The sequence below is a fragment of the Anoxybacillus flavithermus genome, from assembly GCF_002742685.1.
Classification (GTDB): Bacteria; Bacillota; Bacilli; order Bacillales; family Anoxybacillaceae; genus Anoxybacillus; species Anoxybacillus flavithermus_E.
Genome location: NZ_PEDM01000003.1, coordinates 49685 through 69807, shown reverse-complemented (window position 1 = coordinate 69807; position 20123 = coordinate 49685). Strand labels below are relative to the sequence as shown.

Sequence of the window (20123 nt, the reverse complement as noted above, 5' to 3'; positions counted from 1 at the left end):
TTGTATGAGAGAAAAATTATTAGCGTTTATGCGCGACGAAGCGTATAAACCACTCACTGTTCAGGAATTGGAAGAAGCGTTTCATATTACGGACGCTGCCGAATTTAAAGAACTTGTGAAAGCGCTCGTTGCGCTGGAAGAAGAAGGATTGATTATCCGCACAAGAAGCAATCGGTACGGATTGCCGGAAAAGATGAACTTAATTCGCGGCAAAGTGACGGGGCATGCGAAAGGGTTTGCGTTTGTCGTCCCAGAAGATCCGACACTTGATGATATTTTTATTCCGCCGTCGGAATTAAAAAATGCGATGCATGGCGATACGGTGCTCGTGCGTGTTAATGCACACCCGACAGGCGCCCGCAAAGAAGGAACGATCGTCCGTATTATTGAGCGCGGCGTGACGGAAATCGTCGGCACATATACAGAAAGCAAAAACTTCGGCTTTGTCATTCCAGACGATAAAAAAATTGTGAACGACATTTTTATTCCGAAACATGCGGCAAATGGCGCCGTCGAAGGGCATAAAGTCGTTGTCCGTTTAACGACGTATCCAGAAGGACGGATTAGCGCAGAAGGGGAAGTTATTAAAATTTTAGGGCATAAAAACGATCCGGGGGTCGATATTTTATCGATCATTCATAAACATCGATTGCCGCTTCAATTCCCAGAAGACGTCCTTGAACATGCGAACAGCATTCCGGATACGATTTCGGAAGAAGATTTACAAGGACGGCGCGATTTGCGCAATGAAATGATCGTCACCATTGACGGGGAAGACGCAAAAGACTTAGACGATGCGGTGACTGTGACAAAATTAGAAAACGGAAACTATAAGCTCGGCGTTCATATTGCCGATGTCAGCCATTATGTGACGGAAGGCTCCCCAATCGACCGCGAAGCGTATGAGCGCGGAACGAGCGTTTATTTAGTCGACCGGGTTATTCCGATGATTCCGCACCGGTTATCCAATGGCATTTGCTCGCTCAACCCGAAAGTCGATCGGTTAACGTTATCGTGCGAAATGGAAATTAACGACCGCGGCGAAGTCGTTCACCATGAAATTTTCCAAAGCGTTATTCGCACGACAGAGAGAATGACGTATTCCGATGTGAACCGCATTCTCGTTGATAAAGACGAAACGTTACGAGAAAAATATGCCCCGCTCGTCCCAATGTTTGAGGTAATGGCAGAATTGGCGGATATTTTACGTAACAAGCGCATGAAGCGCGGTGCCATTGATTTTGACTTTAAAGAAGCGAAAGTGCTTGTCGATGAAAACGGTAAGCCGTACGACGTTGTCTTACGTGAGCGTTCCGTTGCGGAGCGATTAATTGAAGAATTTATGTTAGCAGCGAACGAAACGATTGCTGAACATTTCCATTGGATGAACGTCCCATTTATTTATCGCGTGCATGAAGATCCGAAGCCAGAGAAGTTGCAACGCTTTTTAGAGTTCATTACAAACTTTGGCTATATTGTAAAAGGAACGGGCAATCAAATTCATCCACGCGCGTTGCAAGAAGTGTTGGAAGCCGTGCGCGGCGAGCCGGAAGAAATGGTCGTATCAACCGTCATGCTTCGGTCGATGAAGCAAGCGCGCTATGACGCTGAAAGTCTCGGTCACTACGGGTTATCGACGGAATTTTATACGCATTTTACGTCGCCGATTCGCCGCTACCCAGACTTAATCGTTCATCGCCTTATTCGCACGTATTTAATTAATGGACAAATGGATGAACAAACGCAACAAAAATGGGCGGAGAAGCTTCCGGAAATTGCCGAGCATACGTCCAATATGGAGCGCCGTGCCGTCGAGGCAGAGCGTGAAACCGACGACTTGAAGAAAACGGAGTTTATGGAAGACAAAATTGGCATGGAGTTTGACGGCATTATTAGTTCCGTGACGAATTTTGGACTGTTTGTTGAACTGCCAAATACAGTCGAAGGGCTTGTGCACGTCAGCTATTTAACAGATGATTACTACCATTACGATGAGCAACATTATGCGATGATTGGTGAGCGAACGGGGAAAGTATATCGCATTGGCGATCAAATTACGGTGCGTGTCATTAACGTCAATAAAGAAGAGCGCATCGTCGACTTTGAAATTGTCGGCATGAAAGGACGCCGGAATCAAAAAGCAAAAGCCGCGCCAGTCGTCATTGAAGGAAAGCGGAAAAAGAAAAAAAGCGACGAAAAATGGCCGACGAAAAAGAAAAAGCAAAAGTTTTACGAAGACATTCCAAAAATGAAAAAGAAGAAAAAGAAAAAACGGTAAGGAAAGCCTCGCTAGTGGAGGCTTTTCCTTTCTTCTTATTTTTGTTAAAATATTCGTTGTCTGAAGGGAGGGAAACAAATGCCAAAAGGGGAAGGCAAGCTCATCGCTCAAAATAAAAAAGCGCATCATGACTATTTTATCGAAGAAACGTACGAAGCAGGACTTGTGTTGCAAGGTACGGAAATTAAGTCGATTCGCGCTGGAAAAGTGAATCTAAAAGATTCATTCGCAAAAGTGGAAAAAGGTGAAGTGTTTTTGCATAATATGCATATTAGTCCGTACGAACAAGGAAACCGCTACAATCACGATCCGTTGCGGACGCGCAAACTATTGCTTCATCGTCGCGAAATTAATAAGTTGATCGGCTATACGAAAGAACAAGGGTATACACTTGTGCCGCTCAAGATATACATTAAAGATGGTTTTGCGAAATTGATGTTAGGGGTCGGAAAAGGAAAGAAAAAATACGACAAACGGGAAGATATGAAAAAGAAAGAAGCCCAACGTGAAGTCGAACGCGCTTTCCGCGAACGACAGAAATAATCCAATATGTTACAATTGCAAAACAGATGAAATGTGATATAATAAAATGTGTCAGCCAGTTATAAAAGCTTAAGCTTCTTTCGTACGTTTCTCTACGGGGACGTTACGGATTCGACAGGGGTAGATCGAGCTTAAGCTGCGAGCCGAGGGGATCGTCCTCGTAAAAACGTCACTTAAAGATAACTGGCAAAGAAAACTACGCTTTAGCTGCTTAATTAACGCGGCTAGCTCCTACCGCCATCGCCCATGTGGCGGCCTAGGGGTTCATAACAAGTGGGCTACGCCCAAGTCCGCCGTCTGAGGACGCGGGAAGAGAACAATCAGACTAGCTGCTCGGAGGCCTGTCGGTAGGCGGAAGAAGCGGCGAAACAGAAATATACCGACTACGCTCGTAGATGCTTAAGTGGCGATATCTCTGGACGTGGGTTCGACTCCCACCGTCTCCATACTTAGTAAAGAGGAAAACGACTGCGTTGGCGGTCGTTTTTTATTTTGGATACGTTTCTATCGTTTATAACTTTTATATGCGAAAAACTAATTGACAAAGATTATCAATATCGATTATCATATTATTCATTAATGATAATGATAATCATTAGAAAGGAGAAAGGGAAATGAGGAAATTATTTTCTTATGTCCTGTCTTTATGTTTGCTTGTCGGGTTGTTTGCTTTCAACGGTGGGACGGCTGAAGCATCGAACGGGCTAAATATTAAAGATTTAGCTGGGCGAACAGTGACGTTTGATCGTACACCACAACGTGTTGTTGTATTAAGTCCGGGGGATTTACATACGCTTCAAGCGCTTGGTGTACAAGTCGTAGGGCGGCCGACTTCTGCTACACCTGTGGATGCAAGTTTACAATCTGTTCCGCAAGTAGGAAACATTCATCAACCAAACTTCGAAAAAATCGTTAGTTTACAGCCGGATGTAGTGATTGCAGGGACATCTTTTTTAGGGCATATTCAAAAAGCAGAATCATTGGGATTGAAAGTCGTTATCACTTCTGGTAGTTCTGTGAATGATATTAAATCGTCCATAACGCTACTAGGAAAATTGTTTAACAAAACTCAAAAAGCGAAAGCGTTAGTCGGAAAGATTGATAGTAAAGTAAAAAAATATAGTAAAACGAAAACGAAAGTGCGTGCGGTCATTTTATTCGGTTCAGGGGCTAGTTCGCTTGTCGCCTTACCGACATCATTTTCCGGTGATGTATTAGCGAAAGCTGGTGGAGAAAATATTGCAGCAAGTTTTTCGCAACTGAAAGACTATCCCGGATACGCTAATTTAAGTACGGAACGCATTATCGCGAGCAATCCAGATGTGATTTTCATCATTACACATGCGAACCATGCAGAAACAAAAAAAGCAATGATTAAGTTAATGTCAACAAGTTCATGGCGTAACTTGAAAGCGGTGAAAAATAAAAACGTCATCTTTTTACCAAGTGAACTGTTTGCTGCGAGCCCTGGAGTGAAAATCACAAACGCATTAGATCATATGAATAAAGAGTTATTAAAAGTGCGAGCGAAAATGAAAAAGTAATAGATGAGGGATCACATGATGGAAACATCTCTTAGTGAAATACAGAAAAGAAAGCATCCTTATGCGCAAAGAAGAATATGGACGTTCGTTTTTCTTCTCATCTCCATTGTATTCGTATGTTTATATTCGATCATCACAGGAAGTGTGAAGTTGCAATTGCATGAAGTTTGGGAAGGGCTTACGGGAGAAAAAGATTCGATGTTTTATACGATCGTATGGGACTTACGGTTGCCTAGAACGATCGTTGGCTTAATTGTAGGCATGTGTTTAGCTATTTCTGGAACGATTATGCAAGGGGTAATGAAAAATCCGCTTGCTGACCCTGGCATTATCGGTGTATCGTCGGGAGCAGCTTTAATGGCTGTTATTATTACAATTTTATTGCCGCAATACATCGTGTTGTTGCCACTTGCCGCGTTTGTTGGAGGATTTATTACGGCAATGCTTATTTATGCTCTAGCGTGGCAAGGTGGTTCATCCATTGCAAGAATTATTTTAGTCGGTGTTGCCATTAACGCCATTATTGGTGCGACGATGAGTGCGATTATGTTATTGTATAGCGATCGTGTGCAAGCGGTTCTTCCTTGGATGGCAGGCGTCATTTCAGGGGCAACGATGGAGCAGGCAAAGTTGTTAGCGCTTTATAGCATCCCAGGATTGATTTTGTCGATCCTTGCTATTCGGCATATTCGCATTCTCCATTTGGGAGATGAGATGGCGAAACTGTTAGGACATCATGTCGAACGTTCCCGTTTCTTTTTAATTGTCATTAGTACATTTTTAACAGGTATTGCGGTCAGTGTTTCTGGATTAATTGGTTTCATAGGTCTTGTCGTTCCACACATGATTCGACTTATTGTTGGAAGCGATGATCGTTTTGTATTGCCGTTATCAGCACTAGGGGGCGGGGCGTTTCTTGTGTTTGCTGATACGATTGCGCGCAGTTGGTTTGATCCAATTGAATTGCCGGTTGGGTTATTGCTTTCATTTTTAGGTGGACCGTTTTTCTTATATATTCTCCATAAAAGGGGGAATGTGCGTGCTTTCGGCTAAACATATCACATATCAACATTCGGATCATTTTTGTATTGAAGATATTCATATTGACATTCAAAAAGGAGAAATTGTCAGCCTGATCGGACCAAACGGTTCAGGAAAATCGACGCTCCTTCGTCTCCTTTCTCATGTATTAAAGCCAATTGGTGGGACCGTTTTATTGGACGGAAGTGAAATTCATACGTTAAGTCGTAAGGCGATCGCTAAAAAAATGGCGATGTTGCCCCAAACGAACAATCATCAATTAGATATGACGGTTCGAGAACTTGTTGAGTTTGGTAGAAACCCTCATAAAGGTTGGTTTCAATCGTTAAACGACGAAGATGAAAAAGTGATTCGTTGGGCATTAGAAATGACAAATTTGCAATCGTATGAATATCGATTTTTACACTCTTTGTCTGGTGGGGAGCGTCAACGTGCATGGATTGCGATGGCGTTGGCACAACGGCCTGAAGTGTTATTGCTTGATGAACCGACAACATATTTAGATATTTCCCATCAATTAGAAGTGATGGAACTCATTCAAATGTTGAATGACCAATTAGGCATGACAGTCGTTATGGTTTTACATGACATTAATCAAGCGGCACAATACAGCGATCGAATGATTGTGATGAAAGACGGGAAGATTCAATATGATGATCGCACGCAATGCGTCATTTGCAAACAAATGTTTCAAGATATATTCGGTATTGATGTCGACATCCGTTATGAAGGGGATAAGCCATTTTTTATTCCTATCCGAAAAACGTGTCACATTCCATGCTTAACATAGAAAAGGTGAGAAAATATTGGAAGAGAAAAAAAGAGAGCGCTATGTGCAGTTTGTGAAACAATGTAAAACCATGATGATCAGTACAATAGATGAACGTGGTGAGCCGTTTATTAGTTATGCCCCCTTTGTGATAGACGAAAGTCATTTTTACATTTTTATTAGTCGAACGGCTGAACATTTTCAATATATTGAACGTAATGAGCGAGTTTCAGTATTGTTGATTGCCGATGAAGCAACATCAACCAATTTGTTTGCACGAGAGCGCGTTCGATTTACATGCAAACGAACGCACATTGGCAACAACGGAAATGATCATATTTTTGCTAAGTTTGAGGACATTCACGGCAAACCGATGATTCGTTTATTGCGAAGTATTGATTTTTCGCTTTTTCAACTTACCCCGATGGAGGGACGTTACGTTGTTGGATTTGGGCAAGCGTTTGATGTCGATTTAAACGGTGAACGATTTACGCATGTAATTGTTAATAAAAATGAGGAAGGGAGACTTGAGGGGCAATGAGTACGAAAAAAATTATAAATATGACGGTCATCGGTTTTATCTTTTTTAGTTTGCTTCTTTCTTTTCAACCAATTATTTCAGAAGCGAAAATAAATGTGGCTACCATCGTCAATGAAGCGAAGGCGCAAATGAAAAAAGCCCATACAACGTATACAGCGTATACTCAAAAAACAGGGAGCATCCCGCCACATGCGACCGTTTTAGCTGAGTATAAAAAGGCCCATCAGTTATATGTACAAGCGAAACAAGCTGTTCAAAAGTCTGCTGGGAAAGAGAAAAAGAAATATGTTAGCGAGTTAGATGGTGCGTATAAGACGTATATGGCTAAACGAGTCATTCCGTATTTGAATGCTTCTGTTGTATTTGAAGGATCTAAAAAGATGAGAACAGCTTTGGAACAAGCAATTGTTGATGAAGATATGGATGCGTTGCAAGTAGCGCATAAACAGTTGCAAGTATACGTGCAAAGTCGTCAGCTTCGCGTATATAACAATGTATTCGAAACGAATGTTCGGAAACTACTTTTAGAGGAATTTTCAAAAAGTAAAGCGCTCTATGATAAATATGCAAATGATGTGAAAGTGTATGAGCAATTATTAAAAGCGAATGAATACCTCGAAGATGGGAAGTTCGCTGAAGCGAAAAAAGTGCTTGATGCAGTGAAAGGATTGTTATCAAAGCTATCGGATACGTTCCGAGCAGATTTGACAAATGAGTATAACAATTTATTAGAAGTATATAACGATTTAATTACGCCTCCTGTAGCCGAGCTAGATTATGTAGAAGCAACGAACGGTGCACTTACATTATATTTTGATATTCCTGTTTCTTCATTAAGCACAGCAAATATGAAAATAACGGTCACGATTAATAAAGGGGAGGAGCAAGTTGTCCAACCGGCAACGATTACGCTAAGTGAAGACCGAACAGTGGCTACGATTGTAGTTCCAACGATCTCGGAAAAAGATGAAGAGCAGTCTGTTGTATATGCAGTTGAGTATGCAGGGAAAAAAGTAACTGCTGATCCTTTCGTAGTTTCAAAAAAATAAAAGGGAGAGATGACACATGTACGTTGTTACAAATGCTATTCGTGTAAAAAAAGGATATGCTTCGCAACTTGTTGAGCGGTTTAAAGAAAGAAAAGGTATCGAACAATCACCTGGGTTTATTCGTTTAGAATTGCATGTGACACAAGGACTTGAAGATTATGATGAAGTACGTGTATGCACTACGTGGGAGGACAAACAATCGTTCGAAGCTTGGACGCAAAGTGAGGCATTTCGTAAAGCGCATGAGCAAAAAGCAAAAGACCGTCCTGACTATGTGCTTGGAAACCAAATGTTTTCATATGAAGTTGCCCTTTCTTTTCAAGCATAGAAAAAAGCTAGGGAGCTAGTGCTCCTTAGCTTTGTTTAATAGTACCATCCGCCGCCATATGGGTAAAACGGATATGGACGTGGCGGGTAATAATATGGGCGTGGTGGATAAAACGGATAAGGCGTTAATGCACTGCCAAGCAATCCACCTAAAAAGCCCCCGAAAAACGGTGCACCAAAAAAGCCGAAAAACGGTCTGCGACCATACATTGAGCATTCCCTCCCTATACATTCTTCATTACATTGATAATGTATGCAGGGCATTTGTCCAATGGTTGGGCGTATAACAAAAACCGACTGCATAAGCAGCCGGCTTTTTTCATTGCATCATATTGTTGTATGGGAATTGGCTCGCGTATCCTTGAAATTGTTGATATGATTGTTGTAATTTTTGCTGGTCTGCTTGTTCAAGCGCATACCAACCTTTTTTAAACATTAAGTTGTACAATTCACGTTGGCAATTTTGTGTTTCGGTGAACATATGCAAAATTTCATCATACAAATGTTGATGGCTTGCTTCGTTTAAAAATGTACAATAACTATCCGTCATATATTTTTCAGTTGATAACATATCATTAATAAAATCGCGATCGTTCATTTGGGGTGTTTTCGGAATTTGTGTTTCAGTATTTTGCACTTTCATGTCGTCACGTCCTCCTTATTGCATGTGTGCTGATGGCTGTAATTGATGTAACAGTTGTTGATAGTGGCGTTGGTGCATTTGTCCAACACGCTCTATCGCCTGTTTAATTTCTTGATCTTGACATTGAGACGCAAAAAAATGTGCTTTTTTCATCGCAAGCAAATTCCATGAGAGCGCATCTGTTAAATAAAGCGCATCTTTTGTTGAAATCATTTCAGGTGGTTGAGCCATCATCTCATGCGGTTGTGTGTTCATTTGTTGTTGCATGATCATCCCTCCATATAAAATCATGTTCGACTGTATATTGCCCACGTGCTGTATAGTTATACGTACGTAGACAAAAAATACGATTATTCGACAAAAACATATTCAATTCATTGAAAACGTGTTACAATACGGATGGATGCGCTTGCAAAGGGGGTAAAACAGCGATGGAACAACTTATGCGCGACTTTTTCTTATTTTTGTCAAAAAATAAAACGTTAACAAAATTGGCGAAACGGTACGGTCTTCGTTTCGGTGCGTCGCGTTTTGTAGCGGGAGAAACGATTGAACGGGCAGTAGACGTGATTAAAGAACTCAATCGTAAAGGACTAGCGGTCACTATCGATTATTTAGGTGAATTTGTTGATAACGAACAAGAAGCAAATGAAATGGCGAACCATTCGATTGAGGCGATTCGTGCAATTGGTGAAAATAAATTAAATTCCCAACTGTCGCTGAAAATGACATCGATGGGATTGGACATTTCCGATGAGCTTGTGATGAAAAATATGCGTCGCATTTTAGATGAAGCAAAAGCCCACGGGGTATTTGTGACAATTGATATGGAAGACTATTCTCGTTGCCAAAAAACGATCGATATTTTTAAGCAGTTGAAAAAAGAGTATGACAATGTCGGAACGGTATTGCAAGCATATTTGTATCGCACAGAAAAAGATATTGAAGATTTAAATGCGTATCATCCAAACTTGCGCCTTGTGAAAGGGGCGTATAAAGAGTCGCCGGAAGTCGCTTTTCCAGATAAAAAAGATGTAGATGAAAACTTTAAAAAGATTATTAAAATGCATTTGTTAAATGGTAACTATACAGCGGTTGCGACGCATGACGATGCGATTATTGAATATACGAAACAATTGGTGAAAGAACATAACATTCCAAACAATCAATTTGAATTCCAAATGTTATATGGCATTCGTCCAGAACGACAAGAACAATTAGTGCGCGAAGGCTATACGATGCGCGTCTACGTTCCATATGGAACCGACTGGTACGGCTATTTTATGCGTCGCTTAGCAGAACGCCCAGCCAACGTGGCGTTTGTATTAAAAGGCATATTCAAAAAATAAAGGTGGGCGCATCCCACCTTTATTCATTCCCCATATTTTCTTTTCCGTATTGTTGATTTTGGCTCGTTTTCTTTCCGCCTCCATCACGTTCCACGGTCGGACCGGCATTTCCTTTCACACTTGCAGCACTTACACCTGCTTTAGACGGGTGTTTTTTCATTTTCATCGCAAACTCACCTCCTTGTTGTATCATTTCCTGAATCGTTGACAAAATTCGCTACATTTATTTGTTGCGAAAATTTAAAATATAATTTATATTTAAGATAAAGGAAAAATGAATGACCATTCATTCAATTGGGATAAGGGGGAACGAGCATGCGAATTAAAAAAGCAGCTGTTCTCGGTTCTGGTGTCATGGGATCGGGAATTGCGGCACATTTAGCGAACGTCGGTATTCCGACATTGTTGTTAGATATTGTACCGAAAGAGTTGACAGCGGAAGAACAAGCAAAAGGATGGACGCTTGAACATAAACAAGTACGCAATCGCATCGTCAATCAAGCGGTTCAACGTTTATTGAAACAAAAGCCAGCGCCACTTATGTCGAAAGCCAACTTAGCGTTGATCGAAGTCGGTAACTTTGAAGATGACTTTCATCGCTTAGCGGAATGCGATTGGATCATTGAGGTCGTTGTTGAACGGCTTGATGTGAAAAAGAGCGTGTTTGAGAAAGTGGATGAAGTGAGAAAGCAAGGAAGTATCGTCAGCTCAAACACGTCCGGTATTTCCATCGAGGCGATGGCCGAAGGACGATCAGAAGACTTTAAAAAACATTTTTTAGGCACGCACTTTTTCAATCCACCGCGCTATTTAAAATTATTAGAAGTCATTCCGACAAAGTACACCGATCCAGCTGTTGTTGCGTTTATGAAACAATTTGGTGAAAACGTGCTCGGTAAAGGGGTTGTGCTTGCGAAAGATACGCCAAACTTTATTGCTAATCGTATCGGTACGTACGGCTTGCTTGTGACGGTACGTGAAATGATGAAAGGTGGCTATAGCGTAGGCGAAGTCGATTCTGTGACAGGTCCTTTAATTGGCCGCCCAAAAAGTGCAACGTTCCGCACGCTCGATGTCGTCGGTTTAGACACGTTTATTCATGTGGCGAACAATGTGTTTGAAAAAGTAGAAGGTGAAGAAAAAGAAGTATTTGCTGTTCCATCTTTTATGAAAACGATGGTGGAAAAAGGGTGGCTTGGCAGCAAATCAGGTCAAGGATTTTTCTATAAAAAAGGAAAAGACATTTTTGAATTAAATTACGAAACGCTTGAGTATGAACCGACGAAGAAATTAAAGGCACCGTCTGTTGAAATGAGCAAACAAGCAAAAGGAACAGCGAATAAATTGAAAGCGCTTGTATATGCGAACGATCGGGCGGGGCAATTGCTTTGGAACATTTTAAGTCCAACGTTATTATATTCGGCTGAGCTGCTTGGAGAAATCGCAGATGACATCGTAGCGATTGACCGTGCGATGAAATGGGGTTTTGGCTGGGAGCTCGGTCCTTTCGAAACGTGGGATGCGATCGGTGTGAAGCAGTCTGTTGAAAAAATGAAAGCGGAAGGTCGTCAAGTGCCATCGTGGGTTGAAGATATGCTTGCGAGCGGACACGAAACGTTTTATAAACACGAACATGGCCGAGTATCGTACTACGATCGTGGACAATATCAACCGGTTGAAGAAAACGAAAAAGTCATCCATATTCAGCGCTTAAAAGAACAAAAAGGGGTCATTAAGAAAAATAGCGGCGCAAGTTTGATCGACCTCGGTGACGATGTGGCGTTACTTGAGTTTCATTCACCAAACAATGCGATCGGTTTTGATATTGTTCAAATGATTAACTATGCGTTAGAAGAAGTTGACCGCAACTATAAAGGACTTGTCATCGGAAACCAAGGGAAAAATTTCTGCGTCGGCGCGAACCTTGCGATGATCTTAATGGAGGCGCAAGATGACAACTATTTTGAAATCGAAATGGTCGTTCGTCAATTCCAACAAGCGATGATGAATATTAAATATAGCTCAAAACCGGTTGTCGTTGCACCATTTGCGATGACGCTTGGCGGTGGAACAGAAATTTGCTTGCCAGCCTCACGCATTCAAGCAGCTGCAGAAACGTACATGGGGCTTGTTGAGGTAGGTGTCGGTCTCATTCCAGGCGGTGGTGGAAATAAAGAGCTATACATTAAACATTTAAGCGGCATGCCAAACGGTGTGGAATTTGATTTACAAAAGGTCGCAAATAAAGTGTTTGAAACGATTGCGATGGCGAAAGTATCAACATCTGCCGCGGAAGCGCGTGAGTTAAATTTCTTAAATGTACAAGATGGCATTTCGATCAATGGTGATCATCTCATCTATGACGCAAAACAAGCGGTGTTAGCGCTATATGAGAGCGGATACAAACCGCCGGTGCGCAAAAAAATTCCGGTTGTCGGAGAAACAGGGTATGCGACGTTACTACTTGGCGCTCAAGGTATGTATCATTCCGGTTACATTTCGGAGCATGATTTAAAAATCGCAAAAAAACTTGCTTACGTCATTGCTGGTGGAAGCGTACCGTACGGAACAGAAGTGGACGAACAATATTTGCTTGATTTAGAGCGTGAGGCATTTTTAAGTCTTGTCGGTGAGCCGAAAACACAAGCGCGCATGCAACATATGCTTCTCAAAGGAAAGCCGTTAAGAAACTAAGGGGGGATTGACGTGAAAGAAGCGGTCATCGTTGCCGGGGCGCGCACGCCTGTCGGCAAAGCGAAAAAAGGGACGTTAGCGAACGTCCGACCAGATGATTTAGGGGCGATTGTTGTTAAAGAAACGTTGAAACGAGCAGGAAACTATGAAGGAAACATTGACGATCTCATTATCGGTTGTGCCATGCCAGAGGCAGAACAAGGGTTAAATATTGCGCGCAACATTGGTGCACTTGCTGGGTTACCGTATACGGTGCCAGCGATTACAATTAACCGTTATTGTTCATCAGGATTACAAGCGATCGCTTATGCGGCAGAGAGAATTATGCTTGGTCATGCAGATACGGTTATCGCTGGTGGCGTGGAGTCGATGAGCATGGTTCCGATGATGGGTCACGTCGTACGTCCAAATGTGAAGCTCGCAGAAAACGCGCCAGAATATTACATGTCGATGGGGCATACAGCCGAGCAAGTAGCGATGAAATACGGGGTGACACGTGAAGAGCAAGATGCGTTTGCCGTTCGCAGCCATCAAAGAGCAGCAAAAGCGATTGCAGAAGGAAAATTTGTTGATGAGATTGTGCCGGTCGAGGTCACGGTTCGACATATTGAAAATAATAAATTAGTAGAGAAAAAGATGACATTTAGTCAAGATGAAGGAGTCCGCCCAGATACAAATATGGAAACGCTTGCGAAGTTACGCCCTGCGTTTTCGGTAAACGGAACAGTAACGGCTGGAAACGCATCGCAAACGAGTGACGGAGCAGCAGCGGTGATGGTGATGGATCACGAAAAAGCGAAAGCGCTCGGTTTACAACCGCTTGGTAAATTCCGCTCGTTTGCTGTTGCAGGTGTTCCACCTGAAGTGATGGGCATCGGTCCAATTGCGGCGATTCCAAAAGCACTGAAGCTTGCGGGACTTGAGCTTTCTGATATCGGTTTAATTGAATTAAATGAAGCGTTCGCATCACAAGCGATTCAAGTCATTCGTGAACTTGGATTAGATGAAGAAAAGGTAAACGTGAACGGAGGGGCTATTGCCCTCGGTCACCCGCTCGGTTGTACAGGGGCGAAATTAACGTTGACGCTTTTACATGAAATGCGTCGTCGTAACGAACAATTTGGCATTGTCACGATGTGCATTGGCGGCGGTATGGGTGCTGCTGGCGTATTTGAATTATTATAAGAGGGGGAAATAATGATGGAAAAAACATTGAAAGTTGCACAAGGTGGTAGCTTTTTAATTGAAGATATATCGCCAACTCAAGTGTTTACACCGGAAGATTTTACAGATGAGCAAAAAATGATTGCGAAAACGACAGAAGAATTTGTCGTGAATGAAGTGTTGCCACAACTTGAGCATTTAGAAAATCATGAGTTTGATCGTTCAGTTGCTCTTTTAAAACAAGCAGGCGAACTCGGATTACTTGGCGCAGATGTGCCAGAAGAATACGGTGGCTTGAGCTTAGATAAAATTAGCTCGGCATTAATTGCGGAAAAAATGGCACGCGCTGGTGGTTTCTCGATTTCACACGGTGCGCATGTCGGAATCGGTTCGCTTCCAATCGTCTTGTTCGGAACAGAAGAGCAAAAACAAAAATATTTACCAGCACTTGCGACAGGTGAGAAAATTGCTGCCTACGCGTTAACAGAACCAGGCTCTGGTTCGGATGCGCTCGGTGCGAAAACGACAGCGAAATTAAATGCGGAAGGTACACATTACATTTTAAATGGCGAAAAACAATGGATTACGAACGCTGGGTTTGCCGATGTGTTTGTCGTATATGCAAAAGTAGACGGCGAACATTTTACAGCATTTATCGTTGAGCGCGATTTCCCAGGCGTATCGACAGGGGCGGAAGAAAAGAAAATGGGCATTAAAAGCTCATCGACGCGCACGTTAATTTTACAAGATGCGCTCGTTCCGAAAGAAAATGTACTTGGCGAAATTGGCAAAGGGCACATCATTGCGTTTAACATTTTAAATATCGGCCGTTATAAACTTGGGGTTGGTGCTGTCGGTGGAGCAAAACGTGCGCTTGAAGTGACGATTCAATATGCAAATCAACGGCAACAATTTAAAACTCCAATTTCGAAGTTTTCGTTAACACAAGAAAAATTAGCAACGATGGCATCTAAATTGTATGCGGCTGAAAGCTCCGTTTATCGCACGGTCGGTTTGTTTGAAGCGCGCATGGGGCAGTTAACAGATGAACAAGCAAAAGACGGAAAGGAAACAGCAAAAGCGATTGCCGAATATGCGATCGAATGCTCTTTAAACAAAGTGTTTGCGACAGAAATGCTGGACTATATTGTCGATGAAGGGGTACAAATTCACGGTGGTTATGGTTTCATGCAAGAATACGAAATTGAACGCATGTATCGCGATTCGCGCATTAATCGTATTTTCGAAGGAACGAACGAAATTAACCGCCTCCTTGTGCCAGGCATGTATTTGCGCAAGGCGATGAAAGGCGAATTGCCGCTTTTACAAAAAGCGCAACAATTACAAGAAGAATTAATGATGCTTATGCCGGAAGAAGTTGGCGACGGCGTGCTTGAACAAGAAAAATATCTTGTGCGCCATGCGAAAAAAATCGCCTTAATGGTTGCAGGACTAGCAGCGCAAAAGTTTGGTCCGAAACTTGAAAAAGAGCAAGAAGTGCTTGTTAATATTGCAGACATTGTTAGCAACGTATATGCGATGGAATCTGCGCTTTTACGCACGGAAAAAGCAATTGCGCAATCTGGTGTCGAGAAAAATAAACAAAAAGTATTGTACACACAAATTTTCTGCCAAGAAGCGTTTAATGAAATTGAAGCGCATGCAAAAGAAACGATCGTCGCTGTTGAACATGGTGACATGTTGCGTATGATGTTATCAGCATTACGCAAATTAACGCGTCACACACCAATTAACATCATTGCGAAAAAACGTGAGGCAGCGCAAGCACTAATTGAAGCTGAACGATATGTTGTGTAATAATGGAAGTACCAGACGCATCGTCTGGTACTTTTCCTTTATTATATTGTGCATAGATGAGGTGAGAAGATGGTAACATTTTATTGGTATCCAAAATGCGGCACATGTCGCAAAGCAAAAAAATGGCTAGATGACAACAACATTTCAGTACAAGCTATACATATTGTTGAACAACCTCCGTCAAAAGAGCAGCTACGGACATTATATGAAAAAAGTGGACTTGATTTGAAAAAATTTTTTAATACGAGCGGGATGAAGTATCGTGAACTTGGGCTAAAAGATAAATTAAAGACGATGACAGAAGAGGACATGTTGCAATTGTTGTCATCAGACGGCATGTTAATTAAACGTCCCATCATCATAAACGGCGAACGAGTTATCATAGGATTTGACGAACAAAAATATCACGAAATGTTTAAATTATCGTGAAATCATGTCGAAAATCGTGTATGATGAAAAAGAAGATGATATGTTGGAGGGAAAACGATGAGCATTCCAAAAGAGCTACGTTATTCACAAGAACATGAATGGGTGCGTGTCGAAGGAAATACGGTTCGCATTGGGATTACGGACTTTGCCCAGTCAGAACTCGGCGATATCGTATTCGTTGAATTGCCAGAAGTGGGGACACAACTCACAGCAAATGAGCCATTTGGTAGCGTGGAGTCAGTAAAAACGGTGTCTGAATTATATGCTCCAATTAGCGGAAAAGTCGTAGCTGTGAATGAAGAGTTAAATGACAACCCAGAGTACGTGAACGAATCACCGTATGACAAAGCATGGATGATCGTCATTGAGCCGAGCGATCTAAGTGAAGTGGACAACTTACTAACTGCTGAACAATATGAACAAATGATTAACCAAGACTAAAAAAGAACTCACAGGACACCCTATAAAACGGGGGTGTCTTTTTTGCTAAAACAAAAAACATTGGATATTACACAACATGTCATCGGTAAATGGAATGAAAACGGTGGTTTTCAACTGTTTTATGACCATGAATGTATTGGAGAATTTGTTCAAGAAACGAATGAGTTCAAGTTGAAGCATGGATATGAACAGCAAAATGGGCGCATTTTGAAAACTGTAACGGTTACTGAACATCCAGATGCAAAATATGTGGATTGCGACACAGAAGGTGGTTGGTGTTAAAGGGCAGCGACATAGCTGTCCTTTTCAATTTCATAAAAGGAGAAAAAGTGAACGACAACGAATATAATATACATAAATGAATGTGCAAGGTGATGACGATGGCGATCATTGAAGTGGGAAAAGTGATTATTGTCGAGGGGCGGTCAGATAAAAGAAAGATCGAGAGCATTATTAGTGAGCCAGTAGAAATTATATGCACAAACGGAACGCTCGGTACCGCCAAACTTGATGAATTAATCGAAGCTTTGTACGATAAAGATGTGTACATTTTAGTTGACTCCGATGAGGCGGGAGAAAAATTGCGTCGCCAACTTCGCCGTGAGTTTCCGCAAGCTGAGCATTTATATATTGATAAAATGTATCGTGAAGTGGCAGCCGCTCCAAAGCATCACATCGCGGTTGTATTATTAAGCGCAAACATCGATGTACACGCACAATATTTATAGAAAGTTGTGTGATTGTCGTGAAAGTTGTCTATATGTACACGCCATTATGTGGAACGTGTCAAGTGGCAAGTCGAATGGTTGATGTACTTGAACAGTTATTGCCAACTGTCACGTTTGAGCGTCAAGACTTAAATTATGTGCCTGACAAAGCGATCGAATGGCATATTGAAAGCGTTCCATGCTTACTTATTTTTAAACGCGGCAAACTCGTGAAAAAAATATACGCCTTTCATTCCGTTCCACATGTATATGAAACGTTGCGAAAGCTGGCTGAATAAGCCAGCTTTCGACATATTTCTTGGGAAATTGACGAGGAAGGAAGACATTTGTCGAGCAGTTATAGAAGGAACTCACCGTCTTCGTATGGAAACAATGAATACGACAATACATGGGACGGGGGCGGTTGTATGAATATGTTAAAACCAATTTTACCAAATGACGGTTTATATATTCAATTGCAATGGGAAAGCGGGCAAATTTTATTAAGCATATCAAAAGAAGGAATTCAACGCGTTGAAAAAGCGAACGAGGATCGGGTCATATCGATTCGTGGTTCAGCACAAGCAATTATGTCGCTATTGCAAGGTTCATTAAAACTTCAGCAACAACTTCGATTAAACGAATTATCTGTCACAGCATCGTTTCGTCACATTTTATTGTTAGAGTCGATCTTTTTTCTTGCTAAACCGTACGATCTTGTTCATTGACGAGCGTTGTTCATCGTGTTAAAATTCAAAATATTCAATTATTCAATCAGGGGGAGAAATGATGAAATTCGAAACGATTGCTGTGCACGGGGGACTACAAACCGATCCGGTAACGAAAGCGCGTGCGGTACCGATTTATCAGTCAAATGCGTATTTGTTTGATAGCACAGAGCATGCGGCAAACTTATTTGCATTAAAAGAAGCAGGATACATTTATACACGCATTCATAATCCAACAGTGACCGTATTTGAAGAACGAGTAGCAAAACTTGAAGGTGGTGTCGGGGCTTTAGCGGTCGCGAGTGGAATGGCAGCCATTACGATGGCCATTTTAAACGTCGCTCAAGCGGGAGATGATATTGTTTCTGCTTCGACGTTATATGGAGGGACGTACAATTTATTTGCAAATACGTTACCGAAATACGGCATTACAACTCATTTTGTCGATCCAACTGACCCAGAAAATTTCCGTGCTGCGATTACGCCGAAAACGAAAGCGATTTTTGCTGAAACAATTGGCAATCCGAGCTTGCATGTGTTAGATATTGAGGCGGTTGCGGAGGTCGCTCGCGAAGCAGGCATTCCGCTCATTATTGATAATACGTTTGCGACGCCTTATCTTTGCCGGCCGATTGAACATGGCGCCAATATTGTTATTCATTCAGCAACAAAATGGCTACTTGGTAACGGAACGACGCTAGGTGGCATTATTGTCGACGGCGGAAATTTCAATTGGAATTCGCCGAAGTTTCCATCGTTTACGACGCCAGATCCAAGTTACCATAACCTTGTATATGCAGACATTGGTGCAGCGGCGTATATCGTGAAAGCGCGCGTGCAATTGTTACGTGACTTAGGACCGGCGATTAGCCCGTTCAACGCATTCCAGTTTAATTTAGGGCTTGAAACGTTACACGTACGCATGAAAGAACATATTGCAAACACGAGAAAAATCGTCGAGTATTTGGACAACCATCCAGCCGTTAATTGGGTGTTGTACCCTGAACATGACAACCATCCAGCAAAAGAGCTAGCGAAAAAATATATGCCAAAAGGGGCAGGAGCAGTCGTTGTTTTTGGCATTCAAGGCGGCCGTGAAACAGGGGCGACATTGATTAACAACGTCAAGCTTTGGTCACATGTGGCAAACGTTGGTGATGCAAAAAGTTTAATTATCCATCCAGCAAGCACGACGCATCAACAACTAAGCGCAGAAGATTTACAAGCATCTGGTGTGACGGAAGATATGATTCGTTTATCCGTTGGTATTGAAAATGTAGAGGATTTAATCGAAGACTTAGAACAGGCGATTGAAGCGGCAACAGGTGTACGGTCGATGTATTCGCGGGTGTAGGGATGAAAGGTGCTAGTTAGATTTTTCGACTAGCACCTTTCATTTTATGAGTTGCCATCGTAGCGCTTGAGCAACCGCTCCTGTTCGTGACAAAACCCCTAATTTTTCGAAAATAGAAGAAAGGTGCCGTTCAAACGTTCGTTTACTCATATTTAGATGTTCGCTGATTTGTACACTTGTTTTATCGTCTGCTAACATTTGTAATATATCTATTTCAATTTTTGTCAAACAACTTGTCATGTGACATGTAGCTTCACTGTCAAGTAAAAGAAGTCTCTCTCCTTCATTGCTGTGGCGAATCGCATGTGCCAAATGAGTAGAAACTTTTTCTTTTGATAATATCACGGATACACCTGCTTCATATGCACATAGAGCGAATGGTGGATAGTTGCATAGCGTAATGACATTTATCATAGGGTGTGTTTTCTTCGCACTTTTTATCCAGTCCAATACTTTTATTATGTGCATGTGCATATTTATCACAATGACATCTGGTACATGTATATGTATGAGAGTCTCTAGTGAATCAATACAAGAAATAGAACCGACAATAGTTATTCCTCTCTCTTCTTCTAATAATTTTTCCAAACCAAGCAAATAGACAGGATCGGAATCAACAAGCAATGTACGAATAGTCATGCGATTTCCCTCTCTACTCTTTTCCTAAATTCTACTTCATTTAATAAACTTTGTCATTTATTTTG

At 41.8% G+C, this 20123-nt stretch carries 24 protein-coding genes and 1 other RNA gene; 20 read left to right on the top strand and 5 right to left on the bottom strand.

Translation table 11 applies throughout. The features are described 5' to 3' along the window. The first annotated feature begins 4 nt into the window (after positions 1 to 4). The 9 genes from rnr to CS060_RS03145 all read left to right on the top strand — a co-directional run bounded on the left by rnr (position 5) and on the right by CS060_RS03145 (position 8093). Positions 5 to 2278 (top strand): ribonuclease R, encoded by a 2274-nt coding sequence (rnr, locus tag CS060_RS03185; RefSeq protein WP_099668682.1) that lies wholly within the window; start codon positions 5 to 7, stop codon positions 2276 to 2278. A gap of 78 nt (positions 2279 to 2356) precedes the next feature. Then, positions 2357 to 2821: an SsrA-binding protein SmpB gene (gene smpB, locus CS060_RS03180; protein WP_035048603.1), complete on the top strand. Its 465-nt coding sequence runs from the start codon at positions 2357 to 2359 to the stop codon at positions 2819 to 2821. A gap of 96 nt (positions 2822 to 2917) precedes the next feature. Then, positions 2918 to 3270: a transfer-messenger RNA gene (ssrA, locus tag CS060_RS03175) on the top strand. Positions 3271 to 3435: 165 nt separating this feature from the next. Continuing rightward, positions 3436 to 4365, top strand: a complete 930-nt coding sequence (locus CS060_RS03170; protein WP_035048600.1) for an ABC transporter substrate-binding protein — start codon at positions 3436 to 3438, stop codon at positions 4363 to 4365. An 18-nt stretch (positions 4366 to 4383) separates the two neighbouring features. Next, complete coding sequence (locus CS060_RS03165) at positions 4384 to 5418, top strand: FecCD family ABC transporter permease (protein ID WP_035048599.1); 1035 nt, start codon at positions 4384 to 4386, stop codon at positions 5416 to 5418. After that, positions 5405 to 6196, top strand: a complete 792-nt coding sequence (locus tag CS060_RS03160) for an ABC transporter ATP-binding protein (RefSeq protein WP_035048597.1) — start codon at positions 5405 to 5407, stop codon at positions 6194 to 6196. The genes CS060_RS03165 and CS060_RS03160 overlap by 14 nt, the downstream gene beginning before the upstream one ends. 16 nt (positions 6197 to 6212) lie before the next feature. Then, positions 6213 to 6716 carry a HugZ family pyridoxamine 5'-phosphate oxidase gene (locus CS060_RS03155; protein ID WP_035048594.1) on the top strand — a complete coding sequence of 168 codons (504 nt, stop codon included), beginning with the start codon at positions 6213 to 6215 and terminating at the stop codon, positions 6714 to 6716. Continuing rightward, positions 6713 to 7765, top strand: coding sequence for a hypothetical protein (locus CS060_RS03150; protein WP_035048591.1), 1053 nt, complete (start codon positions 6713 to 6715; stop codon positions 7763 to 7765). Before CS060_RS03155 ends, CS060_RS03150 begins: the two co-directional genes overlap by 4 nt. 16 nt (positions 7766 to 7781) lie before the next feature. Then, positions 7782 to 8093: an antibiotic biosynthesis monooxygenase gene (locus tag CS060_RS03145; RefSeq protein ID WP_035048588.1), complete on the top strand. Its 312-nt coding sequence runs from the start codon at positions 7782 to 7784 to the stop codon at positions 8091 to 8093. A gap of 35 nt (positions 8094 to 8128) precedes the next feature. Here the strand turns inward: CS060_RS03145 and ymaG are convergent, their stop codons facing one another. From ymaG to CS060_RS03135, 3 genes are read right to left on the bottom strand one after another with little or no spacing between them, the layout of a single operon-like run. Next, the gene (ymaG, locus tag CS060_RS14050; protein WP_488585020.1) at positions 8129 to 8356 is read right to left on the bottom strand and encodes an inner spore coat protein YmaG; all 228 of its coding nucleotides are present in this window, start codon (positions 8354 to 8356) and stop codon (positions 8129 to 8131) included. Between the two features lie 55 nt (positions 8357 to 8411). Beyond that, positions 8412 to 8735, bottom strand: a complete 324-nt coding sequence (locus CS060_RS03140) for a spore coat protein (protein WP_009362280.1) — start codon at positions 8733 to 8735, stop codon at positions 8412 to 8414. A 15-nt stretch (positions 8736 to 8750) separates the two neighbouring features. Further along, complete coding sequence (locus tag CS060_RS03135; protein WP_035048585.1) at positions 8751 to 9002, bottom strand: hypothetical protein; 252 nt, start codon at positions 9000 to 9002, stop codon at positions 8751 to 8753. A gap of 164 nt (positions 9003 to 9166) precedes the next feature. On the opposite strand from CS060_RS03135, the gene CS060_RS03130 reads away from it, so the two are divergent. Next, positions 9167 to 10084, top strand: a complete 918-nt coding sequence (locus CS060_RS03130) for a proline dehydrogenase family protein (RefSeq protein WP_035048582.1) — start codon at positions 9167 to 9169, stop codon at positions 10082 to 10084. 19 nt (positions 10085 to 10103) lie between these two features. Here the strand turns inward: CS060_RS03130 and CS060_RS03125 are convergent, their stop codons facing one another. Next, a complete protein-coding gene (locus CS060_RS03125; protein WP_009362277.1) occupies positions 10104 to 10250 on the bottom strand; it encodes a YuzL family protein in 147 nt (48 codons plus the stop codon). A gap of 149 nt (positions 10251 to 10399) precedes the next feature. Between CS060_RS03125 and CS060_RS03120 the strand changes: the two genes are divergently transcribed. The 10 genes from CS060_RS03120 (at position 10400) to CS060_RS03075 (ending at position 19419) form a co-directional block, all read left to right on the top strand. Next, on the top strand, positions 10400 to 12778 hold the full coding sequence (locus CS060_RS03120; RefSeq protein WP_035048576.1) for a 3-hydroxyacyl-CoA dehydrogenase/enoyl-CoA hydratase family protein: 2379 nt from the start codon (positions 10400 to 10402) through the stop codon (positions 12776 to 12778). Between the two features lie 12 nt (positions 12779 to 12790). Beyond that, the gene (locus tag CS060_RS03115) at positions 12791 to 13963 is read left to right on the top strand and encodes an acetyl-CoA C-acetyltransferase (RefSeq protein WP_035048573.1); all 1173 of its coding nucleotides are present in this window, start codon (positions 12791 to 12793) and stop codon (positions 13961 to 13963) included. A gap of 15 nt (positions 13964 to 13978) precedes the next feature. Beyond that, entirely contained in the window at positions 13979 to 15760 is a 1782-nt protein-coding gene (locus tag CS060_RS03110) for an acyl-CoA dehydrogenase FadE (protein WP_035048571.1), read from the top strand. A gap of 69 nt (positions 15761 to 15829) precedes the next feature. Continuing rightward, positions 15830 to 16189 carry an arsenate reductase family protein gene (locus tag CS060_RS03105; RefSeq protein ID WP_035048568.1) on the top strand — a complete coding sequence of 120 codons (360 nt, stop codon included), beginning with the start codon at positions 15830 to 15832 and terminating at the stop codon, positions 16187 to 16189. A 57-nt stretch (positions 16190 to 16246) separates the two neighbouring features. After that, positions 16247 to 16630, top strand: coding sequence for a glycine cleavage system protein GcvH (gene gcvH, locus CS060_RS03100; RefSeq protein WP_035048566.1), 384 nt, complete (start codon positions 16247 to 16249; stop codon positions 16628 to 16630). Positions 16631 to 16663: 33 nt separating this feature from the next. After that, a complete protein-coding gene (locus CS060_RS03095; RefSeq protein ID WP_035048563.1) occupies positions 16664 to 16912 on the top strand; it encodes a YusG family protein in 249 nt (82 codons plus the stop codon). 98 nt (positions 16913 to 17010) lie between these two features. After that, a complete protein-coding gene (locus tag CS060_RS03090) occupies positions 17011 to 17358 on the top strand; it encodes a ribonuclease M5 (protein WP_035048561.1) in 348 nt (115 codons plus the stop codon). A gap of 8 nt (positions 17359 to 17366) precedes the next feature. Further along, positions 17367 to 17636, top strand: coding sequence for a thioredoxin family protein (locus CS060_RS03085; RefSeq protein WP_035048558.1), 270 nt, complete (start codon positions 17367 to 17369; stop codon positions 17634 to 17636). 129 nt (positions 17637 to 17765) lie between these two features. Beyond that, the gene (locus tag CS060_RS03080; protein WP_035048556.1) at positions 17766 to 18065 is read left to right on the top strand and encodes a hypothetical protein; all 300 of its coding nucleotides are present in this window, start codon (positions 17766 to 17768) and stop codon (positions 18063 to 18065) included. Between the two features lie 61 nt (positions 18066 to 18126). Beyond that, positions 18127 to 19419 (top strand): O-acetylhomoserine aminocarboxypropyltransferase/cysteine synthase family protein, encoded by a 1293-nt coding sequence (locus CS060_RS03075; RefSeq protein WP_035048555.1) that lies wholly within the window; start codon positions 18127 to 18129, stop codon positions 19417 to 19419. A gap of 39 nt (positions 19420 to 19458) precedes the next feature. Here CS060_RS03075 and CS060_RS03070 read toward each other — a convergent pair whose 3' ends face one another. Then, positions 19459 to 20058, bottom strand: a complete 600-nt coding sequence (locus CS060_RS03070; RefSeq protein ID WP_035048553.1) for a response regulator transcription factor — start codon at positions 20056 to 20058, stop codon at positions 19459 to 19461. Between the last annotated feature and the right edge of the window lie 65 nt (positions 20059 to 20123).

Coding starts and splice junctions, on each gene's coding strand:
- CS060_RS03135 (WP_035048585.1), bottom strand. CDS start 9,002: ATGCAACAACAAATGAACACACAACCGCATGAGATGATGGCTCAACCA.
- CS060_RS03140 (WP_009362280.1), bottom strand. CDS start 8,735: ATGAAAGTGCAAAATACTGAAACACAAATTCCGAAAACACCCCAAATG.
- rnr (WP_099668682.1), top strand. CDS start 5: ATGAGAGAAAAATTATTAGCGTTTATGCGCGACGAAGCGTATAAACCA.
- CS060_RS03130 (WP_035048582.1), top strand. CDS start 9,167: ATGGAACAACTTATGCGCGACTTTTTCTTATTTTTGTCAAAAAATAAA.
- CS060_RS03080 (WP_035048556.1), top strand. CDS start 17,766: ATGAATATGTTAAAACCAATTTTACCAAATGACGGTTTATATATTCAA.
- CS060_RS03090 (WP_035048561.1), top strand. CDS start 17,011: ATGGCGATCATTGAAGTGGGAAAAGTGATTATTGTCGAGGGGCGGTCA.
- CS060_RS03165 (WP_035048599.1), top strand. CDS start 4,384: ATGGAAACATCTCTTAGTGAAATACAGAAAAGAAAGCATCCTTATGCG.
- CS060_RS03145 (WP_035048588.1), top strand. CDS start 7,782: ATGTACGTTGTTACAAATGCTATTCGTGTAAAAAAAGGATATGCTTCG.
- CS060_RS03070 (WP_035048553.1), bottom strand. CDS start 20,058: ATGACTATTCGTACATTGCTTGTTGATTCCGATCCTGTCTATTTGCTT.
- CS060_RS03075 (WP_035048555.1), top strand. CDS start 18,127: ATGAAATTCGAAACGATTGCTGTGCACGGGGGACTACAAACCGATCCG.
- CS060_RS03150 (WP_035048591.1), top strand. CDS start 6,713: ATGAGTACGAAAAAAATTATAAATATGACGGTCATCGGTTTTATCTTT.
- ymaG (WP_488585020.1), bottom strand. CDS start 8,356: ATGCCCTGCATACATTATCAATGTAATGAAGAATGTATAGGGAGGGAA.
- CS060_RS03110 (WP_035048571.1), top strand. CDS start 13,979: ATGGAAAAAACATTGAAAGTTGCACAAGGTGGTAGCTTTTTAATTGAA.
- CS060_RS03120 (WP_035048576.1), top strand. CDS start 10,400: ATGCGAATTAAAAAAGCAGCTGTTCTCGGTTCTGGTGTCATGGGATCG.
- smpB (WP_035048603.1), top strand. CDS start 2,357: ATGCCAAAAGGGGAAGGCAAGCTCATCGCTCAAAATAAAAAAGCGCAT.
- CS060_RS03170 (WP_035048600.1), top strand. CDS start 3,436: ATGAGGAAATTATTTTCTTATGTCCTGTCTTTATGTTTGCTTGTCGGG.
- gcvH (WP_035048566.1), top strand. CDS start 16,247: ATGAGCATTCCAAAAGAGCTACGTTATTCACAAGAACATGAATGGGTG.
- CS060_RS03125 (WP_009362277.1), bottom strand. CDS start 10,250: ATGAAAATGAAAAAACACCCGTCTAAAGCAGGTGTAAGTGCTGCAAGT.
- CS060_RS03105 (WP_035048568.1), top strand. CDS start 15,830: ATGGTAACATTTTATTGGTATCCAAAATGCGGCACATGTCGCAAAGCA.